We start from the raw sequence: 20862 nt of genomic DNA on the forward strand, positions 1-20862 counted from the left end.
GCGCGCGATCAGGCCACGCGAACGGTCGCCGCGCGTGCGAGCTCGCGCAGGTCGTTGACGGCCGCGTGACCGAGCTCCGCCCCCGACAGCGCCCGGCCGGCCTCCGAGGAGTACTCCTCGATGAGGGTCTCGACACGGCCCAGCGCCCCACTGTCGATGATGGTGCGCTGCAGCGATCCGATCTGCTCGTCGTCCAGATCGGGGTCGCCGATGAGTTCATCGACGATCTGTCGTGCCGAGGTGCCGATGCCCTCGCGGGCGTAGGCGATGAGCACCGTGCGCTTCCCCTCGCGCAGGTCGTCACCGGCGGGCTTGCCGGTCTCGGCGGAGTCGCCGAAGACGCCGAGCACGTCGTCGCGCAGCTGGAACGCCATGCCGAGGGGGTGGCCGAAGGCGGCGAGGGCGGCGCGCTGCGCGTCGGAGCCCCCCGCGAGCGCGGCGCCGATGACGAGCGGCTGCTGGATGCTGTAGCGCGCCGACTTGAACGACGCCACCCGCAGGGCACGCTCGGCGTGCTCTTCATCGGGTGCGACACGGAAGGCGGACTCCTCGGCGATGTCGAGGAACTGTCCGACCGTGACCTCACGACGCATGCGGGCGTATTCCTCCCGCGCTGTCGCGGCCGCGACGTCCTGCGCGCGATCCATCTCAGCGAGGGATTCCTCGAAGAGGTCATCGCTCCACGCGACCAACAGGTCACCGAGGAGGATGGCGCCGGAACGGCCGAACGCGGCGGCGTCACCGCGCCAGCCCGACGCGCGATGCCTCGCCTCGAGGGCCCGATGCGCGGAGGGGCGACCGCGGCGGGTGTCGGAGTTGTCGATGACGTCGTCGTGCACGAGGGCCGCGGCATGGAAGACCTCCAGCGCCGCAGCGGCGCCGATCACGGGCCCAGGTGGGTCTCCGGCGCGCGACTGCGCCTCGTGGACCGCCCGCCAACCGGCGATGAGGAAGCGCCCCCGTAAGCGCTTGCCGCCGGTCAGGGCATCGGCGGCGGCGTCGATGATCATCGCCGCCTCGTCGCCGAGCTCCTTCGCCTGGGCACGCTGACGTGCAAGGAAGTTGTTCAGTCGCTGAGAAACAGCCTCTACGGCGCCCGCGGAAGATGACACGGCCCTAGCCTAGTAATCAGCGGGACGCGTAGAATCGTCCAACCGGATCCAGAGGGGGACCCATGCCACTCTCCGAACAGGAGCAGCGTCTGCTGGATGAGATGGAACGTCATCTCATGCGCAACGACGCCGACGTGGTCAGCGCGCGTGAAGGGCGCGCCCTCAGCTATCGCAACATCGTGTACGGCACGATCCTCGTGCTGCTGGGCCTGGGTGGCCTGATCGCCGGTGTGGCGCTGAAGCTCATCGTCGTCGGGGTGATCGCGTTCGTCGTGATGCTGGGTGGGGTCATCCTCGCCGTGACGCCCGCGCGGGGCGCCCCGAAGACCGCGCCTCGTCCGGTGAAGACGAACCCGGGGCGCGCCGCCGCCGGTGGTTCCTTCATGGACCGCATGAACGATCGTTGGGATCGCCGGCAGGGCGAGCGATGATCACCGGCTGACCGCCGGCATCCACTTCCAGAGCACCGACCTTCGGGTCGGTGCTCTTTTTTGTGCTCAGTGGAGGAGAGGGGCCGTCACGGGCGAGCTCAGATCCGCAGAAAATCACGGGTGGACAGGCGCTCGGGGTATCGAAGTGGAGGAAAGTGGAGTAAAGTGGCGACCATCTTCGAAGGCCGGACGAAGAAGGGGGTGGTGTGCCGATGCTGCTGGGTACGCACACTCCCAAGCTCGACGACAAGGGCCGGGTCATCCTCCCCGCCAAATTCCGCGACGACCTCGGCGCCGGCATCGTCATCACCCGTGGTCAGGAGCGGTGCCTCTACGTCTTCAGCGAGCGCGAGTTCGAGCGGGTCCACGACCGCATCCGCGAGGCGCCGCTGAGCAACAAGCAGGCGCGTGACTTCCTCCGGATGTTCCTCTCGGGGGCGAGCGCCGAGAAGCCGGACGGGCAGAACAGGATCACCATCCCGCCGCCGCTGCGCGCCTACGCGGGGCTGGGCAAGGACCTCGTGGTCACCGGTGTCGGCGCGCACGCGGAGATCTGGGACGCCGAGGCCTGGAACGCCTACGCCCTCGCCAACGAAGACAGCTACTCGGAGATGGAGCAGGAGGTGATCCCCGGCCTCTTCTGACGCCCCCGGCTGTGACTCCCAGCCGCTGCCGCCCTGTCGCACTTCCCCGGCGCCAGGTCGAAGCGGATGGGGATCAGAGCCGGGGGACCGGCCCCACGATCATGAACCTTCGCGACATCCACACCCCGGTCCTGCTCGAGCGCTGTCTCGAGCTGCTCGGCCCTGCACTCGACGCGCCCGGAGCGGTCTTCGTCGATGCCACGCTCGGCATGGGAGGACACAGCGAGGCGTTCCTCGAACGGTTCCCCCACCTCCACCTCATCGGACTCGATCGCGACCGCGACGCCCTTCGGATCGCCGAGGAGCGCCTGGCGCCCTTCGGTGATCGGGTCGACCTGGTCCACACGGTCTACGACGGCATCGACGCCGCCCTCAGGAGCCTCGGGATCGACGCCGTTCACGGCATCCTGTTCGACCTCGGCGTCTCCTCGCTCCAACTGGACGAGGTCGACCGCGGGTTCGCATATTCGCGCGACGCCCCGCTCGACATGAGGATGGACCAGTCCACCGGGGTCACCGCCGCCGATGTGGTCGCCACCTTCAGCGAAGGTCAGCTGCGGCGGATCTTCGAGCGCTACGGCGAGGAGAAGCTCGCCGGCCGCTACGCCCGTGCCATCGTGGCCGCGCGGGCGGATGCACCCATCGAACGCTCCGGACAGCTCGTCGACATCCTCACCCGCGCCACCCCGTATGCCGCGCAGCGGACCGGCCACCCGGCCAAGCGGGTGTTCCAGGCGCTGCGGATCGAGGTGAACGGCGAACTGGCCGCGCTCGAAGCGGCCATCCCCGCCGCTCTCGATCAGCTGGTCGTCGGCGGGCGCATGGTGGTGCTGTCGTACCAGTCACTGGAGGACCGGCTGGTCAAACGCGTCTTCGCCGACGCCGTGGCATCCACCTCCCCGCGCGGGCTGCCGGTCGAGCTCCCCGAGCACGCCCCACGCTTCCGGCTCCTGGTCCGCGGAGCCGAGCAGGCGGATGCCGACGAGAAGGCGCACAACCCCCGCGCCACCCCCGTACGGCTGCGTGCCGTCGAACGAGTGAGAGAGGCCGCGGCATGAGCGCACCCCTGATCGCCGCATCGCCGACTTCTCCCGCCGGGCCGCGCTCGACGCGCCTGGGAGCCCCCGACCGGGCGACGGAACGCCGGCTGCGTCCGGTCGAGCAGGCCGCTCCCGGCGCGCGACGCCGGCCCCGGCTGGCCTACGGGATCGTGGCCGTGGTGGCCGCCCTCGCCATCGCCGGGGTGCAGATGATGCTGTCGATCCTCACCACGCAGAGCTCCTACGAGATCTCCTCCCTGACCCAGCAGCAGAGCGAGCTGCAGTGGCAGCGGCAGATGCTCTCCGACGATGTCGCGGGCCTCAGCTCGCCCCAGTACCTCGCGGCCAACGCGGCGGCGCTCGGCATGGTCATCGAGGAGTCGCCGAACTACCTGCGTCTGAGCGACGGCGCCGTGCTCGGTCCGGGGATCGCTGCGGAGGGGGGTGTCTCGATCGACGCGCTCGGACGCGGCTCGGTCGCGAACAACCTCATCGCCGACCGACCGCTGGTGACCGAACCGGACGCGACCATCCAGGGGGCCCCGGTGGCCACCACGGGGGCCGGGCTCACCGACACGCCGCCGCCGGTGGCCGACACTCTGCCGACCCCCGCCACACACTGAGAGCAATGACCACCCGAGCAAGCCGCAGTCCTCGCCGCCGCACGGTGGTCGCGCTGGCCGTCGTGCTGGCGGTCCTCGTCGGCTTCATCGTCCGCCTCGTCGACATCCAGGTGGTCAACGCCGACGAGCACATCGAAGACTCGCTGGAGTGGGCGTTCAGCGGGTCCCGCGACCTCCACGGCTCGCGAGGAGCGATCGTCGACACCGCCGGCAACACCCTCGCCGGCAGCATCCTGCGCTACGACGTCGTGATCGATCCCAAGAACACCGGCGACATCACCCGGACGGACGACGACGATGTCGAATCCACCCTGACGTGGCCCGAGGCGTCGGGTCTCATCGGCTCCGTCACCGGACAGGAGGCCGACGACATCCAGCGGATCGTCGCCTCGGCCCTCGCCGCGGATCCCGCCGACCAGTACGAGTTCGTCCAGCGCGGGATCTCCACCGAGCAGTACCGGGCACTGGCCGATCTGAAGCTGCCCTACCTGACCTTCGAGCAGCATCCCGCTCGGACCTACCCGGACGGCGCGGTCGCGGGAAACCTCATCGGATTCATGGGGACGGACGAGGTGCCCCTCGCGGGACTGGAGCTCAGCCAGGACGGCTGCCTGACGGCCACGGACGGGCAGCTCCGCTTCCAGCGCGGCAAGGACGGGGTGATCATCCCCGGCACAGAGGTCGAGGATCCCGCGGTCGACGGCGGCACCCTGGAGTTGACCATCGACCGCGACCTGCAGTGGTACCTCATGCAGCTGATCGCCGAGCAGGTGCAGGACATGGGGGCTCTGAGCGGGTCGATCATGGTCACCGAGGTCGGCACCGGCAAGATCCGCGCGGCGGCGGAGTTCCCCGCCGTCGACCCCAACAACGTCGAGGCCTCTGCGGACGACGACCGCAGGAGCCGCATCTTCACCGACTGGTTCGAACCCGGGTCGACGTTCAAAGCCCTCACGGCCGCCACGGTGATCGACGCCGGGGGACAGAACGCCCAGTCGACGGTGGTCGCTGCCAGCACCGAGACTTTCGCCAACGGCGCGCGCGTGCGGGACTCCTTCGTCCACCCGGCCTACAACTACACCCTCACCGGCGTCCTCATCGACTCCTCCAACGCCGCCATCTCCCGCATCAGCGAGACCGTCGACTCCCAGACGCGCTACGAGTACCTGCAGCGCTTCGGCGTCGGCGAGGGGAGTGCGGTGGACTTCCCCGGCGAGCAGACGGGTCTGCTGCGACCGGCCTCCGAGTGGGACAACCAGACGGTCTACAACACCACCTACGGCCAGGGTCTCACCACGACCCTCCCCGAACTCGTCGGGGCGTACGGGGCGATCGCCAACGACGGCGAGCGCGTCCCGCTGACACTGGTGGAGAGCTGCACCGCGGCCGACGGATCCGTGACCACCCCCGACGTGCCCGAGCCCACCCGCGTGGTGAGCGAAGGCACCGCGACCCAGGTGCAGCAGATCCTCGAGAACGTGGCGTTGCAGGCCAACTACGCCGAGGAGATCGCGGTGCCGGGGTATCGCATCGCCGTCAAGACCGGTACCGGTGAGAAGTCCGACCCGGTGACGCGCGGATACAAGAGCGGCGCCTACTTCACCACGATGATCGGGTTCGCACCCGCGGACGACCCGCAGTACGTCGTCGCCGTGACGCTCGACGAGCCCACCAAGGTAAAGTCTTCTGTGGCCAACGCCGCGGCATTCCAGCAGGCGATGACGCAGGTGCTCAAGACCTACCGGGTCATGCCGTCCACGACGGAAGCGCCTGTCCTGCCGAAGTTCGGCTGACGATCACCCTTTTGACACATGATCTCCCTCTCCCTGCACCACATCGCCCTGACCCTCGGCGGAGACCTCCTGCTCGTCGGTGACGACACCGTCGACACCGAGGTCTCCGGGGCTGTCGACACCGACTCCCGCGCCATCGGGCCGGGCGACATCTTCGTCGCCAAGCCCGGTGGGACCACCGACGGTCACCTGTTCGTCCCGGCGGCCCATCAGGCCGGTGCGGCGCTCGCGATCGTCGAGCGGCCGGTCGATGAGCCCATCACCCAGATCGTCGTGCCCGACGTGGTGCAGGCCCTCGCCGATCTCGCGCGCGAGGTCGTCGCGCGGGTGCGGTCCCGTGGCGCGCTGAAGGTCGTCGGGATCACCGGCTCCAACGGCAAGACCACCACGAAGAACCTCCTGGCGCGCATCCTCCAGGACGAGGGCGAGACCATCGCGCCCCGCGCCTCGTACAACAACGAGGTCGGGGCACCGCTGACGATGCTCCGCGTGACCGAGGACACCCGCTATCTCGTGAGCGAGTTCGGTGCGAGCGGTCCGGGAGCGATCGCGGCACTCGCCGGCCTCGTCCACCCCGACATCTCGGTCGTGCTCATGGTCGGCATGGCCCACGCCGGCGGTTTCGGCGGGATCGAGGGCACGTTCCGCGCCAAGTCGGAACTCGTCCAGGCCCTGCGGCCCGGCGGCGTGGCCGTGCTGAACGCCGACGATCCGCGGGTGGTCCAGATGGCCCCGATCGCGGCGGAGAGACCCGGCGCGGTGCGCTGGTTCGGCCGAGGGGCCGCCGCCGAGGTGCGGGCCGAAGATGTCGAAGTGACCGCCGACGGCACCTCGTGCACGGTCTTCGTCGACGACGCGTCCGCATCGCTGCGGCTGCGCGTGCTCGGCGAGCACCACGTCATGAACGCCCTCGCCGCCATCGCCGCGGCCACCGCGCTCGGTGTGTCTCTCGCGGATGCCGTCGCCCGCCTGGAGACGGTGGAACTCGCCGAGCGGTGGCGCATGCAGCCCCTGGGGTCCCCGCGTGTCCGCATCATCAACGACGCCTACAACGCCAGCCCCGACTCGATGTCCGCGGCCCTGCGGACGCTCGCCCAGATCACCGGACCCGGTGAGCGCATGGTCGCCGTCCTCGGTGCGATGAGCGAGCTGGGGGAGTATGCCGGCGAGGAGCACGACCGCATCGGACTCCAGGCCGTGCGACTGGGCATCCAGCGCATCGTCGTCATCGGCCCCGAGGCTCGTCGGCTCTTCCTCGCCGCCGTCGGTGAGGGATCGTGGGACGGCGAGGCGGTGTTCTTCGCCACCGCCGACGAGGCCTACGACTATCTCACCGGCGAGCTCCGCGCCGGCGACCGTGTGCTGGTGAAGTCGTCCAACTCCGCGGGCCTGAGGTTCCTCGGCGACCGACTGGGAGAATTCTTCTCGTGAGATCCCTCCTGACCGCGGCGGCGATCTCGCTGGCCTTCACGCTCTTCCTCACCCCCGTCTTCCTGCGCCTGTTCCGGCGGTGGGGGTGGGGTCAGGTGATCCGCACTCCCGACGACATCCGCAATCCGAGCCACGGCGAGAAGCGCGGGACGCCCACGATGGGCGGGACGATCTTCATCGCCGGCACCATCATCGGCTATCTCGTCGGCGGGGTGGCGGGGAACAACCCGCCCACCGTGTCGGGTCTGCTGGTGCTGTGGATGATGGTCGGGTTCGGCACCGTGGGCTTCATCGACGACTTCATGAAGGTCCGCAGTCAGCGCAGTCTCGGCCTGAGTGGATGGCGGAAAATCGTTGGTCAGGTGATCGTCGCGGTGCCGTTCGGCATCGTCGCGCTGAACTTCCCCAACATCTACAACGAAACGCCCGCGTCGCCCTACATCTCGGTGTTCCGCGACGTCCAGGTGCTGTGGTTCTTCGCCCTTGGCCCCATCCTCGGCTGGTTGCTGTACCTGGCCTGGATCTCCTTCATCGGCGTCGCCGCATCCAACTCGGTGAATGTCAGCGACGGACTGGACGGTCTCGCCGCGGGAGCCGGCATCTTCGTCGTGGGCGCCTACAGCCTCATCGCCTTCTGGCAGTTCAATCAGGCCTGCTTCGGCGGCGGGGAGTTGAGTCCGGGCGGGCTGTCGGCCTGTTATGCCACGCGCGACCCGTTCGACCTCGCGATCGTCTCCGCTGCCTTCGTGGGGGCGCTGGTCGGATTCCTCTGGTGGAATGCGCCGAAGGCGCAGGTCTTCATGGGTGACGTCGGATCGATGGCGATCGGTGGCGTCCTTGCGGCGATGGCGATTCTGACCCGCACCGAACTGCTCATGGTGCTCGTCGCCGGCGTCTACGTGATCGCCTCGGGCTCGGTCATCCTCCAGCGGGTGTACTTCAAGGTGACGCGCGGCAAGCGGTTGTTCCTCATGAGTCCCCTGCACCACCATCTCGAGATGCGCGGGTGGTCGGAGATCACCATCGTGGTGCGGATGTGGATCATCGCCGGGCTCCTCGCGGTCTCGGGCGTCGGGTTCTTCTACGTCGAATGGCTCTCGCAGACATGACGCGTCTGGACGCACTCACGAGCTGGCACGCGGACTGGTCAGGACTGCGCGTGGCAGTCCTGGGCCTGTCGGTCACGGGGTTCGCCGCGGCCGACACCCTCGCCGAACTCGGCGCGGAGGTGCGGGTGTTCTCGGAGGCTGCCGAGCCCGAATACGAAAAGCTCCTGCCCGTCATCGGCGTCGACGCCGTCATCGGGCCCCTCGGCACGGTTCCGGAATCGCTGGGCGCCTTCGCGCCCGAGGTCGTCATCGCCTCGCCGGGCTTCTCTCCGAACCACCCCGTCATCGCGTGGTGCGCAGAGGAAGGCGTCGCCCTGTGGGGCGACATCGAACTGGCGTGGCGCGTGCGAGACAAGGTGGTCCGCCAGGACGGCAGGCCCGCCGACTGGGTGCTGGTGACCGGCACCAACGGCAAGACGACCACGACCCGCCTCGTCGCCGAGATGCTCGTCGCGGGTGGACTGCGCGCCGCCCCGGTCGGCAACATCGGCACGCCCGTGCTCGACGCCGTCCGCGACCCCGGTGGCTTCGACGTCCTCGTCGTCGAGCTCTCCAGCCACCAGCTCTGGTATCTCGGACTCCAGACCGGCCCGGCGCCGGTCTCACCGCACGGCAGCGTGTGCCTGAACCTCGCCGAGGACCACCTGGAGTGGCACGGTTCCTTCGCCGACTATCGCGACGCGAAGGCGCACGTGTACGACAACACCCGGGTCGCATGCGTCTACAACAAGTCGGATGTCGCGACCCGCACCATGGTGGAGGAGGCGGAGGTCGTCGAGGGCGCACGCGCCATCGGGTTCGACCTGGGCGTTCCCGGGCCGAGCGACCTCGGCGTCGTCGACGGGATCCTCGTCGACCGGGCCTTCCTCGACGATCGCCGCACCAGCGCCCTGGAGCTGACGACGGTCGCCGAACTCGCCGAGCGAGGCCTGGCCGCACCGCACATGGTGGCGAACATCCTCGCCGCCGCGGCACTGGCCCGGGCACTGGAGGTCCCCCCGGCGGCGATCCGCGAGGCGCTCCGCGGGTTCCGGCTCGACCCTCACCGCATCGAGGTCGTCGCGTCGCACCGCGGGATCGTCTGGGTGGATGATTCGAAGGCCACCAACCCGCACGCCGCGGCCTCGTCGCTCTCGGCCTTCCCCGGGGCGATCTGGATCGTCGGGGGACTGCTGAAGGGCGTGGAGATCGCCCCGCTCGTCGCCCAGGTCGCCGGGAAGGTGCGCGCGGCCGTCGTCATCGGTGAGGACCGGACCGCGGTCACCGCGGCGTTCTCGCGACACGCGCCGCACGTCCCCGTCTACGAGGTGACCCGCGGCGAGACTGAGGACGTCATGACGCAGGCGGTCGAACTGGCCGCGCAGGTCGCTCGTGACGGGGATGTGGTCCTCCTCGCCCCCGCCGCGGCGTCGTTCGATCAGTTCTCCTCCTACGCCGACCGCGGAAGGAAGTTCTCCGCCGCCGTGCAGCGATGGATCGAGATGGGGGATGACGGTGACGACGACGCAGACCCGCAGCCCCCGCACCCCGCCGAGCCCGCCTGACGTCGACGGGCGGCGTGGACTCGCGGCCCGGGTATCGCTCGGCCGGGTCTTCGCCCCGGTGCCGAGCGAGTTCCTCCTCATCGCCTCCACGGCGCTGCTGCTGACGATCTTCGGTCTGGTGATGGTGCTCTCCGCGACCTCCGCCACCTCCACCGCCGCGGGCCAGGCACCCTGGGATGCCGCGATGAAGCAGGCGGTGTTCGCGGTGATCGGCGTGCCGCTGATGTTCATCGCCAGTCGCCTGCCGATCAGGTTCTGGAAGCGGATCGCATGGCCTGCCCTCATCGGGGCCGTCGCCTTCCAGCTGCTGGTGTTCACCCCCCTGGGCCACGGCGCCGACGGCAACCGCAACTGGATCACGCTCGCCGGGTTCCAGGCGCAGCCCTCCGAGTTCCTCAAGCTCGCCCTGGCCCTGTGGGTGGGGTACGTGCTTTATCGCAAACGCACGCTTCTGGCGATGTGGCGGCACGTGTACATCCCGCTCGTCCCGGTGGCGGGCCTCGCCATCGCGACGGTGCTCGCCGGTCGCGATCTCGGCACGGCGATGATCCTCGTGCTGCTCGTGCTCGGGGCGCTGTTCTTCTCGGGCGTTCGGCTCCGCATCTTCATCCTCCCCGCCATCGCCGCGGCAGCGGCGGTCGCCGTGCTCGCCGTGACGAGCCCCGACCGCATGCGCCGCTTCCTCAGCTTCCTCAATCCCAACTGCCTCGAGGACTACTTCAACGACTGCTATCAGCCCCTCCACGGCATGTGGGGCCTGGCCGGGGGCGGTGTCTTCGGCCTCGGTCTCGGCAACTCGAAGGAGAAGTACGACTGGCTCCCCGCCGCGGCCAACGACTACATCTTCGCCATCGTGGGCGAGGAGCTCGGCCTGATCGGATGCGCCGTGGTGCTCGGCCTCATCGCGCTCTACGCCGTGGGCGCCTTCCACGTGATCCGGCGCACCGACGACCCGTTCGTCCGCATCGTGGCCGGCGGTATCACGGTCTGGGTCGTGGGTCAGGCACTGATCAACATCGGCGTGGTCCTCCGTGTCTTCCCCGTGCTCGGGGTGCCGCTGCCGTTCATGTCGCAGGGCGGGACGTCGCTCGTCTCGGTGCTCGTGGCGTCGGGCGTCCTGCTGGCCTTCGCGCGTTCGCTCCCACCCAGACGGGCGGTTAGTGTCGTCGGGTGACGACCTACCTTCTGGCCGGCGGCGGCACCGCCGGGCACGTCAATCCTCTGCTGGCGGTCGCCGACGCCCTGCGCGCGCGCGAGCCCGACGCCGAGGTGCTCGTCCTCGGTACGCGAGAGGGTCTGGAGGCCCGCCTCGTGCCCGAACGCGGGTACGAGCTCCTGTTCGTCGACAAGGTGCCCTTCCCCCGGCGTCCTGATCGCGCCGCCGCGATGTTTCCGCAGCGCTTCGGGCGGGCAGTCGCGCAGGTGCGGCGCCATCTGCGCGACCGGGGGGTGGAGGTCGTCGTCGGCTTCGGTGGATACGCCGCGGCGCCGGGCTACGTCGCGGCCCGGCGCGAGCGCATCCCGACCGTCGTCCATGAGGCCAACGCGCGTCCGGGGCTCGCCAACGTGCTCGGCGCACGACGCGCGGCGGCGGTGGGCGTGGCCTTCCCGGGGACGCGCCTGCGCGGTGCCCGGGTCGTCGGCATGCCGCTGCGCCGGGAGATCGTCGACCTCGACGCCGCCGCCCGACGCGGCGAGGCGGCGGAGGCCTTCGGTATCGACCCGGCACGGCCCGTGCTGCTGGTGTTCGGCGGGTCGCTCGGCGCGCAGCGACTCAACGAGGCCTTCGGCGACGACGGCGGCGCCGCCTGGCGGGACGTGCTCGACGCCGGCTGGCAGCTGCTGCACGTCACGGGCGAGCGGAGCGCGACCCCCGACCCGGGAGTCGCCGGGTACTGCGTTCGCCGCTACATCGATCGCATGGATCTCGCGTTCGCGGTGGCCGACGCGGTGGTCTCCCGCGCCGGGGCGGCGACCGTCAGCGAGATCAGCGCGCTCGGCATCCCCGCGGTCTACGTTCCCTATGCGGTCGGCAACGGCGAGCAGGCGCTCAACGCGGCATCAGCGGTCGCCGCGGGGGCGGCCGCACTGATCCTGGATGCGGACTTCACCGCCGAGCGGGTGCGTCGAGAGGTCATCCCGCTCCTCGCGGAGCCGGCGCGCCTGGAGTCGATGCGCCGGGCTGCAGCATCCGTCGGCACGCGCTCGGGAAGCGAGGCGGTCCTCGCCCTCATCGACGAGGCGCTCGCTCGCGGCCGGTGACCTCAGCGCGCCGGGAGGGGGTGCGCAGGAGGCCGATCTAGGATTGACGGGCCATGATCAGACCTGACCTGTCCCTGCCGATCCCGGATGACATCCGCGCCGCCCACTTCATCGGCATCGGGGGATCCGGGATGTCGGGGCTGGCCCGGATGTTCCTGGCCCGAGGAATCCGGGTGTCCGGCTCCGACCGAGCCGACAGCCCGTCCCTCCGGGCCCTCGCGGAGCTCGGTGCGACGGTGCACGTCGGCCACGACGCCGCGCACCTCGGCGACGCCGACACGGTCGTGCACACGGGAGCGATCTGGCCGGAGAACCCCGAGTACGTCACGGCGAAACAGCGCGGTCTCGCTGTCATCCACCGTTCGCAGGCGCTGCACTGGCTCATCGGCGGGCGCCGACTGGTGTCCGTCGCCGGTGCGCACGGCAAGACCACCTCGACGGGCATGATCGTCACCTCGCTGCAGGCTCTCGGCGCGGACCCCACCTTCGTCAACGGGGGTGTCATCGCTCAGCTCGGCGTCTCCAGCGGAACGGGAGCCGACGAGCTGTTCGTCATCGAAGCAGACGAATCCGACGGTACCTTCCTTCTCTACGACACCTCGGTCGCCCTCATCACCAACGTCGACCCCGACCACCTCGACCATTACGGATCCGCCGAGGCCTTCGTCCAGGCCTTCGCCCGTTTCGGCGGCGAAGCCCGCGAGGCAGTGGTGATCTCCGCCGACGATCCCGGCGCGAAAGAGGTCGCAGCGCTGCTCGATCACCCTCGCGTGATCACGTTCGGCCGGGACTCCGGGGCCGATGTGCGCCTGAGCGACATCGACGCGCACGGGCCCGTCGGGTTCCGGCTGACGCATGAGGGCGAGACGGTCGAGGTCCGTCTGCGCATCCCCGGAGTGCACAACGCCGTCAACGCCGCGGGTGCGGTCGCCGTGCTGATCGGCCTCGGCTTCCCGCTCGGCTCCGCGGCGGACGCGGTCGCCGGCTTCGCCGGAACCGACCGGCGGTTCGAACTGCACGGCAGCGAGCGCGGGGTGAGCGTGTACGACGACTACGCCCACCACCCGACCGAGGTCGCCGCCGCCCTTGCCGGCGCTCGGAGCGTGATCGGCGACGGTCGCATCATCGCCGTCCACCAGCCCCACACCTACTCTCGTACGCAGCACATGTACCGCGAATTCGCCGAGGTGCTCGAGCAGCATGCCGACCACACCGTCGTCCTCGACGTGTACGGCGCGAGGGAGGATCCCGTCCCCGGGGTCACGGGCGATCTCGTCGCCCACGCCTTCACCGACCCCGATCGGGTGCGCTTCGTCGCCGACTGGCAGCGTGCTGCAGACCACGCCGCGGCGCTCGCGCGACCGGGCGACTACGTCATCACCCTCGGATGCGGCAACGTGAACCTCATCGTCCCGCAGATCCTCGAGGCGCTGACCCGCATCCGTCCGGGCGCCGACGATCCTGCGGTCCTCCGCCGCGCCCCTGTCTCCCGCGACACCGATACCGCCGCCGTCGAAGGCTGACCCGATGGTCCGTCGGCCGTCCCCCCTCCCGCCGCCGGCCACGCCGGCGCGGCGCGAGCCTGCTGCGGCGTCGGCGGACGACACGCTCGACGGTGACGACGGCTCGGGCGTCATCCTCCCGCTCCCGACGGCCGTCGGCTCCACCGCGGGCCCGCGCGGGAGAGCACGGGGACGTTCCGGCGGGCAGGACGCCGGCGAGGTGCGCGGATCGGAGCCCGACGGGTCGGCGCCGGGAGGGTCGGACGCCCCGCCCCCCGAGGACGTCGAGCCGACGGAGCAGCCCGTCGGGCTGCTGGCGGTGTGGCGCGCGTCGCGTGCCCGGCGGAAGGCGCTGCGCGCAGAAGTCCGGCGTTTCACCGTCCGCCAGCGCCGTCGGCGTGCGCTGTGGGTGTCGGCGATCGGCGCGATCCTGGTCGTGGCGGGGGTGACCGCCGCCGTGGCATACAGTCCGCTCTTCGCCGTCGAACGTGTGCGGGTCGTCGGTGCGGTTCAGCTCGACGCCGGCGGGGTCGAGGCGGCGCTGTCGTCGCAGCTGGGCACCCCGCTTCCGCTCGTCGATGAAGCGGCCATCCAGGACACGCTCTCGGACTTCCCGTTCGTGCAGAGTTACACCCTCGAGGCGCGGCCGCCGCACGAACTCGTGGTCCGGATCGTCGAACGCGCGCCCATCGGCGCGATCGCATCGGCCTCGGGATACTCCGTCGTCGATGCCGCAGGGGTCGTCCTGTCCGCCAGCACGGAGCCGCCGCCCGGCGAGCCGGTCCTGGATGTCCGCGGCGGGGTCGACGGCGACGCGTTCGCGGCCGTCGGCAGGGTGATGAGGGCGCTTCCCGCCTCGATCGGCGACCAGGTGACGGCCGTGAGTGCGACGTCGGCCTTCGACGTGACGTTGACGTTGACCTCGTCCTCCCGCGTGGTGTGGGGGAGTGCGGAGGAGTCGGCGATGAAGGCCCGCGTTCTCGAGACCGTCATGGCCGCGCGGCCGGCCGACACCGTCACGGAGTACGACGTGTCCTCGCCCGACGCGGTCGTGATCCGCTGACACGCTTCTGACCGGCGGGAGCCGCGCAGGATCGGGGGTGCACCCGGTCGTCTGCGCCACCGGGAGATCAGGATGTCGCGACACGCCGCGACCCTCCGCGCCGAGCCGCGCTGGCCGCTTACCTTCAAGAACAGGAATTGCATACCGAGCAATTCTTTATACCTCTAGTAGAGGTTGAAGGTTCGGGAAGACGGAGGCCGGCATGAGCCAGAACCAGAACTACCTCGCCGTGATCAAGGTGGTCGGTGTGGGTGGCGGCGGCGTGAACGCCGTCAACCGCATGATCGAACTCGGGTTGCGCGGCGTGGAGTTCATCGCGATCAACACCGACGCCCAGGCGCTGCTCATGAGCGACGCCGACGTCAAGCTCGACGTCGGACGGGAGCTCACGCGTGGGCTCGGCGCCGGCGCCGACCCCGAGGTGGGTCGTCGAGCGGCGGAGGACCACGCGGAGGAGATCGAGGAGGCCCTGCGCGGTGCCGACATGGTCTTCGTCACCGCGGGTGAAGGTGGTGGCACCGGCACCGGTGGTGCGCCGGTCGTCGCCAAGATCGCGAAGTCCATCGGAGCCCTCACCATCGGTGTGGTCACCAAACCCTTCTCCTTCGAAGGTCGTCGTCGACAGAGCCAGGCCGAGGCCGGTGTCGCTCGGCTGAAGGAAGAGGTCGACACCCTCATCGTCGTGCCGAACGATCGTCTGCTCGAGATCAGCGACCGCGGCATCTCGATGGTGGAGGCCTTCGCCACCGCCGATCAGGTGCTCCTGGCCGGTGTGCAGGGCATCACCGACCTGATCACGACCCCGGGTCTGATCAACCTCGACTTCGCCGACGTCAAGTCGGTCATGCAGGGCGCCGGGTCGGCGCTCATGGGCATCGGCTCCGCCCGCGGCGCCGACCGCGCCATCAAGGCCGCAGAGCTCGCCGTCGAATCGCCCCTCCTCGAAGCGTCGATCGAGGGCGCGCACGGTGTGCTGCTGTCGATCCAGGGCGGGTCGAACCTCGGAATCTTCGAGATCAACGACGCCGCTCAGCTGGTGAAGGAGGCCGCGCACCCCGAGGCCAACATCATCTTCGGAACGGTCATCGACGACACCCTCGGCGACGAGGTGCGCGTCACCGTCATCGCGGCGGGATTCGACGGCGGCGAGCCGTCGCTGCGGATCGATCCGGTCGCCGCGGCCCGCCCGGCCAGTGTGCCCGTCGTGCCCGCGATGCCGGCTGTCGATGCCGCGCGGGAGGTCGAGCCGGAGCGGGTCGAGCCGAAGAAGGAATCGGTCGCGGTGGGGGCGCCTCTGCCCGACACCGGCTACGACTCGGCATTCGGCGACGACGATCTCGACATCCCCGATTTCCTGAAGTGATCCGCATCGCCTCGCGATGACCGGACCCGCGACTCTCGGCGAGCCGCCGGACGAGGACGACCTCGCCCGGCGGCTCGCCGACGTGGATGCGCGCATCGTCGAGGCGGCGCGCTCCTCCGGTCGTCATCCCGAGGAGATCACCCGGATCGTGGTGACCAAGTTCCACCCCGCGCGTCTCGTGGAGAGGCTGCACGGGCTCGGCGTCCGGGATGTGGGAGAGAACCGTCAGCAGGAGCTCTCCGCCAAGCACGAGGCCGTAGGCCCGCTGCCCGGCCTTCGCTGGCACTTCATCGGTCAGGCGCAGACCAACAAAGCCCGCGCGATCCGTTCCGCCGCCTCTGTCGTGCACTCGGTGGATCGTCCGAAGATCGCCGACGCCCTCGAGCGCGTCGCCGAGGAATCCGATCCCCGGCTGGATGTCTTCCTGCAGGTCAACCTCACCGACGACCCCGGCCGCGGAGGAGTCGCCCCGGGCGAACTGATCGCCCTCGCCGACCACACCGCGCGCTGCGGCACCCTGCGCGTGCGCGGAGTCATGGCCGTCGCCCCCCTCGACGAGCCCCCCGCCGCGGCGTTCGAGCGCCTCGCGCGGTATGCCGAGGCGGTGCGCACCGCGGTTCCCGACGCGACCTGGTTGTCGGCGGGGATGACCGGAGACTTCGCCGAGGCGATCGCCGTCGGCGCGACACACCTACGCATCGGTACGGCAATCACCGGCCCGCGGCCCGAGCGCGGTTAACCTCGGAAACGACACGAGCAAACGGAGGATCCGATGTCGAACCCGCTCAAGAAGACCATGGTGTACCTGGGCCTCGCCGACGAGGAAGAGGTCTACGAGGAGCCCACGTCGCAGCCCGCTGCCCGGCAGAAGCCGCAGGCCGTCGAGAAGGCCGCACCCATCACCCCGATCCACCGTCCGGCCGTCGTCCGTCAGCCCGCGCCGACCGCGGTGAGCGAGATCCTGACCGTGCACCCCAAGCAGTACCGCGACGCACAGGTGATCGCCGAGAACTTCCGCGACGGCATCCCCGTGATCATCAACCTGTCGCAGATGTCCGACGCCGATGCGCGCCGCCTCATCGACTTCGCCAGCGGCCTGTCGCTGGGTCTGTACGGGCGAATCGAGCGTGTCACCAGCAAGGTCTTCCTGCTCTCGCCGGAGAACGTCGCCGTGTCCGGGGACGGTGCCATCGCGCACGCGGACCCGGAGGCCGTGCCCTTCTCGTAGCCTAGGTACGTGCCCGTCATCGCGTTCATCGCTTCCATCCTCAACGCGATCCTCTTCATCTACGTCTTCGTCCTGCTCGGACGCCTGGTGCTCGAGTGGATCCCCTTCTTCAACCGCGAATGGCGGCCGAAGGGCGTAGGCCTGGTGCTCGCCGAGGTCGTCTACACCGTCACGGATCCGCCGATCAAGATGTTCCGGCGCTTCATCCCGCCGCTGCGGGTGGGGCCCGTCGCTCTCGATTTCGGCTTCGCGCTGACGATGCTGCTCTGCTTCATCCTGCTCGCCGTCACCCGTTCGCTCACGATGGTCTGAGCCCCTCCGGCGCCTTCGACACGTCCCGGGCCCGGGGCTATGCTTGGCTGGATACGACCGCCGCAGGACGGTGGGAGGGCCGCGACGTCGGCCAACGACCAGCTCGAAAGAGGAATCACCATGGCATTGACCCCCGATGACGTCGTCACCAAGCAGTTCCAGCACGTCCGCTTCAAGGAGGGTTTCGACCCGGACGAGGTCGATGACTTCCTCGACGAGATCGTCGTCGAATGGCGCAAGACGATCGCCGAGAACGAGGAGCTGAAGGCCAAGATCGCCGCCCTCGAGTCCGGCGAGTCCGCCGGCCCGGCCACGGTCGCCGCCCCGGTCGCCGAGGTCCCCGCCGCCGTGTCCGAGCCCGCGCCCGCCGCGGACGCCGGTTCGCCGAGCGCCGCCAGCGCCGGCATCATCGAGCTCGCGCAGCGCCTGCACGACGAGCACGTCGCCGAAGGCCGCGCCAAGCGCGATCAGCTCATCTCCGACGCTCAGGCGCAGGCCACGTCGATCGTCTCCGAGGCCGAGGCCCGCGGACGCGACGAGATGGCTCGCCTCGAGAAGGAGCGCGCCACCCTCGAGGGCCGCATCAGCGAGCTGCGCCAGTTCGAGCGCGATTACCGCACGCAGCTCCGCAGCTACATCGAGGGGCACCTGCGCGACCTGGACGCGTCGTCGACCGCCACCGGGTCTGCGCCCGTGCCGGCCGTCGGCCTGTAATCCTTGACCGGTCGAACCCCGCTTCACCGGGCGGCGGCCAGCATCATCGTCGTGATCCTCGCGACGGTCGTGCTGGCCGCCGACCAGTTCACGAAGTACCTCGCCATCGAGAACCTGCCCTACCAGGAGCCGGTCCGCATCCTGGGGGACTTCCTGATCTTCTATCTCACCCGCAACCCCGGGGCCGCGTTCTCCCTCGGTGAGGACGTCACCTGGATCTTCACGATCGCCCTGGCGGTGGTGGCGGTCGTGATCGTGTTCCTCGCGGTCACCCGCCTGCGCTCGCGCATCTGGGCGGTCGTCCTGGGGCTCCTCCTGGGCGGCGTGCTCGGCAATCTCACCGATCGCCTTCTCCGTGAGCCCGGGTTCCCCGTCGGTCACGTGGTGGACTTCATCAACACCCCGTGGATGATGCCCGCGATCTACAACGTCGCCGACATCTTCATCGTCACCATGATGATCTCGGTCGCCGCCCTCGTCCTGTTCGGTCCGCACCTGGACGGGACGCCGCAGGAGCGCTCGCCCCGCAAGGGAGAACCGGCACCCGCCGATCCCGCGGCACGCTCAGAGCGCTCGGCCGACTGACGTGGAGTCGCGACACCTCCCCGTTCCGGACGGGCTCGACGGCACCCGCGCCGACGCCGCGCTGGCGAAGATGCTGGGGTTCTCCCGCACCTTCGCGGTGGACGTCCTCGATGCCGGCGGTGCGCGCATGGACGGGCGTGCCCTGGGGAAGTCGGATCGCCTCCGCGGCGGCGCCTGGCTCGAGGTCGAATGGGCGGCCAAGGAGGACCCCCGCGTCATCCCTATGGAGGTCCCCGATCTCGGGGTGGTGCATCAGGACGACGACCTGATCGTCGTGGACAAGCCGGCAGGAGTCGCGGCGCATCCGTCGGTCGGCTGGGAGGGACCCACGGTCCTCGGCGCCCTTGCGGCGGCCGGTGTGCGCGTCGCGACGACGGGAGCGGCTGAGCGGCAGGGCGTGGTCCACCGGTTGGACGTCGGTACGAGCGGTCTCATGGTGGTCGCCAAGACCGAGGCGGCCTACACCGCTCTCAAGCGCGCGTTCAAAGAGCGCGAGGTCGAGAAGATCTACCACGCCGTCGTGCAGGGGCACCCCGATCCGCTGGCGGGCACGATCGAGGCGCCGATCGGGCGCCACCCCACGCATTCCTGGAAGTTCGCGGTCATCCCCTCCGGTAAGGATTCGGTCACCCACTACGAGACCCTCGAGGCCTTCCCGGGCGCATCGCTGCTGGAGATCCACCTCGAAACCGGCCGGACCCATCAGATCCGCGTGCACATGGCCGCCCACCGGCACCCGTGTGCCGGAGACCCCCTGTACGGTGCCGATCCCACCCTCAGCGCGCGCCTGGGTCTGACCAGGCAATGGCTGCACGCGCATCACCTCGCCTTCACCCACCCCGCCACGGGGGAGTGGGTCGCCTTCACGTCGGACTACCCGGCCGATCTCGCCGCAGCGCTGGAGACCCTCCGCGGCGAGTGACGGTGCCGGTGTCGGTCGGGCCGCGGCAGAGTGGAGCCATGGCCATCCAGGTGAGACCGGCGACGGTGTTCGATGACATCCGCGCCGTGGTCGGCCCGAAGAATCCGGCGTCCAACGTCTGCTGGTGCCTGAGCTACCGCATCCCCGGCACCGAGAATCGCGAGCTGCGCGGGCCTGCACGCGGCGAGAGAGTGCGACAGCTGCTCGCCGCCGGCCCACCGGGCGTTCTGGCCTACGACGGCGGAGAGGTGGTGGGCTGGGCCGCTGTGCATCCCCGCGCCGACACGTCGTTCGCCACGAACCGGAAGATCCCCCATGTGGACGAGAAGGATGTGTGGAGCGTGTGGTGCATCCGCGTGCGGCCCGGATTCCGCGGGCGCGGCATCTCCCACGCTCTGCTGGACGGCGCGGTCCGATTCGCGCGCGAAAGCGGCGCACCCGCGATCGAGGGATACCCCGCCGACAACCGCGGGGCGAAGGTCGACCTGACGATGGCCTACGTGGGCACCCGCGCGCTGTTCGAGCGGGCCGGTTTCGTCCACGCGGCCGACACGACGTCCGTCCTGAACGGCTTCCCGCGGGTGCTCATGCGGCGCGACCTCGGCTGAGACTCCGGCGCTCACCGACCCTGGAGGAAGACGGCCGGACCGTCCTCGAGCGCACGGCGGACGCGTTCGGCCATGTCGTCGTCAAGCAGGCGCTCGACCGCGGTGATCGGGTACCAGCCGACCTCGGTCATCTCGCCGTCCACCGGTGCGGGCGAGCCCGAGATCCACTCGCAGCGGAAGGTGAGATCGAGATAGTCGCTCTGATCGCCGTTGTCGTAGGTGATCCGGGGGATCTGGTGCACGAAGGCGAGTCGGACCGCGCGGACGACGACCCCCGCCTCCTCCTCCGCCTCACGGCAGGCGGCGTCCGCGGGCTCCTCGCCGGGATCGACGATGCCGGTGACGGGGGTGAGCCGGCCATTGTCGCTGCGGCGCCCGAGCAGCACGGCGCCGTCGCGCTCGATCACGGCGGTCACACCCACGAGGGGGAGGGGGCGGGTCCCCACGTGACGGCGCAGCTCCAGGACGAAATCCGGTGTCGGCATTGCGGTCTCCCTCTGTCCGGCTGCCACGCTATCCGACACGCCGCCGGTGTCCGACCTGCCGCGTACGCTGGTTCCGTGGCATCCGACTCCT

Annotated in this window: 22 protein-coding genes; 20 read left to right on the plus strand and 2 right to left on the minus strand. The window is 70.0% G+C overall.

Annotated elements, in window-relative coordinates:
- Nucleotides 1-8: 8 nt before the first annotated feature.
- Nucleotides 9-1112 carry a polyprenyl synthetase family protein gene (locus FBY40_RS09015; protein ID WP_141938126.1) on the minus strand — a complete coding sequence of 368 codons (1104 nt, stop codon included), beginning with the start codon at nucleotides 1110-1112 and terminating at the stop codon, nucleotides 9-11.
- Between the two features lie 62 nt (nucleotides 1113-1174).
- On the opposite strand from FBY40_RS09015, the gene FBY40_RS09020 reads away from it, so the two are divergent.
- The 20 genes from FBY40_RS09020 (at nucleotide 1175) to FBY40_RS09115 (ending at nucleotide 20286) form a co-directional block, all read left to right on the plus strand.
- Nucleotides 1175-1543, plus strand: a complete 369-nt coding sequence (locus FBY40_RS09020) for a DUF3040 domain-containing protein (protein ID WP_141938128.1) — start codon at nucleotides 1175-1177, stop codon at nucleotides 1541-1543.
- Nucleotides 1544-1755: 212 nt separating this feature from the next.
- Nucleotides 1756-2187, plus strand: coding sequence for a division/cell wall cluster transcriptional repressor MraZ (gene mraZ / locus FBY40_RS09025; protein WP_141940105.1), 432 nt, complete (start codon nucleotides 1756-1758; stop codon nucleotides 2185-2187).
- Between the two features lie 101 nt (nucleotides 2188-2288).
- Nucleotides 2289-3245: a 16S rRNA (cytosine(1402)-N(4))-methyltransferase RsmH gene (rsmH, locus tag FBY40_RS09030; protein ID WP_141938130.1), complete on the plus strand. Its 957-nt coding sequence runs from the start codon at nucleotides 2289-2291 to the stop codon at nucleotides 3243-3245.
- Nucleotides 3242-3850 (plus strand): hypothetical protein, encoded by a 609-nt coding sequence (locus FBY40_RS09035; protein ID WP_235014737.1) that lies wholly within the window; start codon nucleotides 3242-3244, stop codon nucleotides 3848-3850. The genes rsmH and FBY40_RS09035 overlap by 4 nt, the downstream gene beginning before the upstream one ends.
- Nucleotides 3851-3855: 5 nt before the next feature.
- Entirely contained in the window at nucleotides 3856-5643 is a 1788-nt protein-coding gene (locus FBY40_RS09040) for a peptidoglycan D,D-transpeptidase FtsI family protein (protein ID WP_141938132.1), read from the plus strand.
- Between the two features lie 18 nt (nucleotides 5644-5661).
- Nucleotides 5662-7074: a UDP-N-acetylmuramoyl-tripeptide--D-alanyl-D-alanine ligase gene (locus FBY40_RS09045; RefSeq protein ID WP_141938134.1), complete on the plus strand. Its 1413-nt coding sequence runs from the start codon at nucleotides 5662-5664 to the stop codon at nucleotides 7072-7074.
- Entirely contained in the window at nucleotides 7071-8183 is a 1113-nt protein-coding gene (gene mraY, locus FBY40_RS09050) for a phospho-N-acetylmuramoyl-pentapeptide-transferase (RefSeq protein ID WP_141938136.1), read from the plus strand. The genes FBY40_RS09045 and mraY overlap by 4 nt, the downstream gene beginning before the upstream one ends.
- Nucleotides 8165-9727: a UDP-N-acetylmuramoyl-L-alanine--D-glutamate ligase gene (murD, locus tag FBY40_RS09055; RefSeq protein ID WP_141938138.1), complete on the plus strand. Its 1563-nt coding sequence runs from the start codon at nucleotides 8165-8167 to the stop codon at nucleotides 9725-9727. The genes mraY and murD overlap by 19 nt, the downstream gene beginning before the upstream one ends.
- A complete protein-coding gene (gene ftsW, locus FBY40_RS09060) occupies nucleotides 9672-10901 on the plus strand; it encodes a putative lipid II flippase FtsW (protein ID WP_141938140.1) in 1230 nt (409 codons plus the stop codon). The genes murD and ftsW overlap by 56 nt, the downstream gene beginning before the upstream one ends.
- Nucleotides 10898-11989, plus strand: coding sequence for a UDP-N-acetylglucosamine--N-acetylmuramyl-(pentapeptide) pyrophosphoryl-undecaprenol N-acetylglucosamine transferase (locus FBY40_RS09065; RefSeq protein ID WP_141938141.1), 1092 nt, complete (start codon nucleotides 10898-10900; stop codon nucleotides 11987-11989). The genes ftsW and FBY40_RS09065 overlap by 4 nt, the downstream gene beginning before the upstream one ends.
- Nucleotides 11990-12042: 53 nt before the next feature.
- On the plus strand, nucleotides 12043-13512 hold the full coding sequence (murC, locus tag FBY40_RS09070) for a UDP-N-acetylmuramate--L-alanine ligase (protein WP_141938143.1): 1470 nt from the start codon (nucleotides 12043-12045) through the stop codon (nucleotides 13510-13512).
- Between the two features lie 4 nt (nucleotides 13513-13516).
- A complete protein-coding gene (locus FBY40_RS09075) occupies nucleotides 13517-14554 on the plus strand; it encodes an FtsQ-type POTRA domain-containing protein (RefSeq protein ID WP_141938145.1) in 1038 nt (345 codons plus the stop codon).
- Between the two features lie 202 nt (nucleotides 14555-14756).
- Entirely contained in the window at nucleotides 14757-15917 is a 1161-nt protein-coding gene (gene ftsZ, locus FBY40_RS09080) for a cell division protein FtsZ (RefSeq protein ID WP_141938147.1), read from the plus strand.
- A 16-nt stretch (nucleotides 15918-15933) separates the two neighbouring features.
- Nucleotides 15934-16656 carry a YggS family pyridoxal phosphate-dependent enzyme gene (locus tag FBY40_RS09085; protein WP_141938149.1) on the plus strand — a complete coding sequence of 241 codons (723 nt, stop codon included), beginning with the start codon at nucleotides 15934-15936 and terminating at the stop codon, nucleotides 16654-16656.
- Between the two features lie 33 nt (nucleotides 16657-16689).
- On the plus strand, nucleotides 16690-17145 hold the full coding sequence (locus FBY40_RS09090; protein ID WP_124293020.1) for a cell division protein SepF: 456 nt from the start codon (nucleotides 16690-16692) through the stop codon (nucleotides 17143-17145).
- A 9-nt stretch (nucleotides 17146-17154) separates the two neighbouring features.
- Nucleotides 17155-17457 (plus strand): YggT family protein, encoded by a 303-nt coding sequence (locus tag FBY40_RS09095; protein ID WP_124293021.1) that lies wholly within the window; start codon nucleotides 17155-17157, stop codon nucleotides 17455-17457.
- A gap of 120 nt (nucleotides 17458-17577) precedes the next feature.
- Nucleotides 17578-18171, plus strand: coding sequence for a DivIVA domain-containing protein (locus tag FBY40_RS09100; protein WP_124293022.1), 594 nt, complete (start codon nucleotides 17578-17580; stop codon nucleotides 18169-18171).
- A 3-nt stretch (nucleotides 18172-18174) separates the two neighbouring features.
- A complete protein-coding gene (gene lspA, locus FBY40_RS09105; RefSeq protein WP_141938151.1) occupies nucleotides 18175-18756 on the plus strand; it encodes a signal peptidase II in 582 nt (193 codons plus the stop codon).
- A gap of 1 nt (nucleotide 18757) precedes the next feature.
- Nucleotides 18758-19678, plus strand: a complete 921-nt coding sequence (locus tag FBY40_RS09110) for an RluA family pseudouridine synthase (RefSeq protein WP_141938153.1) — start codon at nucleotides 18758-18760, stop codon at nucleotides 19676-19678.
- A 38-nt stretch (nucleotides 19679-19716) separates the two neighbouring features.
- The gene (locus FBY40_RS09115; RefSeq protein ID WP_141938154.1) at nucleotides 19717-20286 is read left to right on the plus strand and encodes a GNAT family N-acetyltransferase; all 570 of its coding nucleotides are present in this window, start codon (nucleotides 19717-19719) and stop codon (nucleotides 20284-20286) included.
- Between the two features lie 11 nt (nucleotides 20287-20297).
- Here the strand turns inward: FBY40_RS09115 and FBY40_RS09120 are convergent, their stop codons facing one another.
- Nucleotides 20298-20771, minus strand: coding sequence for an NUDIX domain-containing protein (locus FBY40_RS09120; RefSeq protein ID WP_141938156.1), 474 nt, complete (start codon nucleotides 20769-20771; stop codon nucleotides 20298-20300).
- Nucleotides 20772-20862: the final 91 nt, after the last annotated feature.

Source organism: Microbacterium sp. SLBN-154 (assembly GCF_006715565.1).
GTDB lineage: Bacteria > Actinomycetota > Actinomycetes > Actinomycetales > Microbacteriaceae > Microbacterium.